Below are 1,797 nucleotides of genomic sequence, written 5' to 3'. Positions count from 1 at the left end.
GGCCAGGCGCTTCAGCACCAGCATCGCGCAGCCCTCGCCGCGCACGTAGCCGTCGGCCGCGGCATCGAAGGTCTTGCAGCGCCCGTCCGGCGCCATCATCCGGGCCTTCGAGAAGTTGATGTTCATCTCGGGCGTCAGGATCAGGTTGACCGCGCCGGCCAGCGCGATCTCGCACTCGTTCAGCCGCAGCCCCTGGCAGGCCTGGTGCAGCGCGACCAGCGACGACGAGCAGGCGGTGTCGACCGCGACCGCCGGCCCGTGCACGCCGAGGAAGTACGACAGCCGCCCCGACGCGACGCTGGCCGCATTGCCGGTCGCGAAGTACGGATCGATCAACTCGGGGTGCCGGTACAGCGCGCGGCCGTAGTCGTTGTTGCTGATGCCGAGGTACACGCCGGTGCGTGCGCCGGCCGGCGTGGCGGCGAGTTCGCCCGGCGCATGGCCGGCGTCTTCCAGCGMCTCCCAGGCCACCTCGAGCAGCAGCCGCTGCTGCGGGTCCATGCTGGCGGCCTCGCGCGGCGAGATGCCGAAGAACTCGGCGTCGAAGCGGTCGACGCCGTCGACGAAGCCGCCGAAGCGCGTCGTCATCTTGCCGGGCGCATCGGCATCGGCGTCGTACAGCGCGTCGAGGTTCCAGCGCTCGGCGGGGATGGCGCCGATCGCATCGGTGCCCGACCACAGCAGCTCGGCAAAACCGGCCGCATCGACCACGCCGCCCGGCAGCCGCATCGCCATGCCGACGATCGCGATCGGCTCGTGCAACGCGGCGTTCGAGCGCGCGAGCTCGGCCTTCAGCTCGCGGATCTCGAGCAGCGCGCGTTTGACGGGGCTCAGCGCTTCATCGCGCGGTTCGGTCATCGGGAACTCCCCAGTTCTTGCAGCAGCAGGGCTTCGGCTTCTTCGTCGCTCAGATCGTGCAGCGCATCGGCCGCGGTGTCGATGGCCGCGGCCTCGGCAGGCACCGGCTCGTCGAGGCCGAGCAGGCGCATCAGGTGCGCGGTCAGCGCAGCGAGCGTCGGATAGTCGAACAGCAGCGTCGCCGACAGCGGGCGGCCGATCGAACGGGTCAGCGCATTGCGCAGCTCCACCGCCATCAGCGAATCGAGGCCCAGGTCTTTCAGCGGCGTCTTCGGGTCGACCGGCGTGCCGGCGTCCAGGCCCAGCACGTGCAACGCCCGCTCGACCAGGTGGGCCGCGAGCGCCGCGGCGCGCTGGCCGGCCGGCATCGCCTGCAGGCGCGACAGCACGGTGGCGGGCGCCGCTTGCGGCCCGGCGGCGGGCGCGGCAGGTGCCGTCGCACGCGGCACCACGTCGTCGAAGAAGGCCGGGTCCACGCCGGCCGGCAGCGTCGCGATGAAGCGCTGCCAGTCGATCGGCAGCACCGCGGCATGCACCGCGCCCTCGCGCAGCAGCTGCGCCAGCTGCTCGAGGCCGTGCGCCGGATCGATCGGCGCCAGCCCGCGCTCGCGCCACGGATCGTGGCCGCCCGCGGCGAGCTGCGTCGCCATGCCGCCCTGGCCCCACACGCCCCAGGCCACGCTCAGCGCCGGCAGGCCCTGCGCGCGGCGCAGGTGCGCCAGCGCATCGAGCTCGGCATTGGCCGCCGCATAGGCGCACTGCCCCGGCGCACCGAGCAGCAGGCCGGCGGCCGAATACATCACGAAGAAATCCAGCGGCAGCGTGCGCGTCAACGCGTGCAGGTGCCGGGCCGCCTGCGCCTTGTTGTGCAGCACGGCGGCACAGCGCGGCCAGTCCTGGCGCAGCGCGATGCCGTCGTCGAGCGTGCCGGCCGCGTGC

2 protein-coding genes are annotated in these 1,797 nt (G+C 73.1%); both read right to left on the bottom strand.

Annotated features, from left to right (window positions below):
- Positions 1 to 858 (bottom strand): beta-ketoacyl [acyl carrier protein] synthase domain-containing protein (locus AC1D12_RS32475; protein WP_477845258.1); only part of this gene is annotated, 858 nt, incomplete at its 3' end.
- Positions 855 to 1,797: beta-ketoacyl reductase (locus tag AC1D12_RS32470; protein ID WP_477845257.1), on the bottom strand; the 943-nt coding region annotated here is incomplete at its 5' end. The genes AC1D12_RS32475 and AC1D12_RS32470, both read right to left, overlap by 4 nt.

This window comes from Rhizobacter sp. P1_G5 (assembly GCF_056405435.1).
The sequence above is the reverse complement of the archived record's forward strand: the minus strand, read 5'-3'. Positions and strand labels throughout refer to the sequence as shown.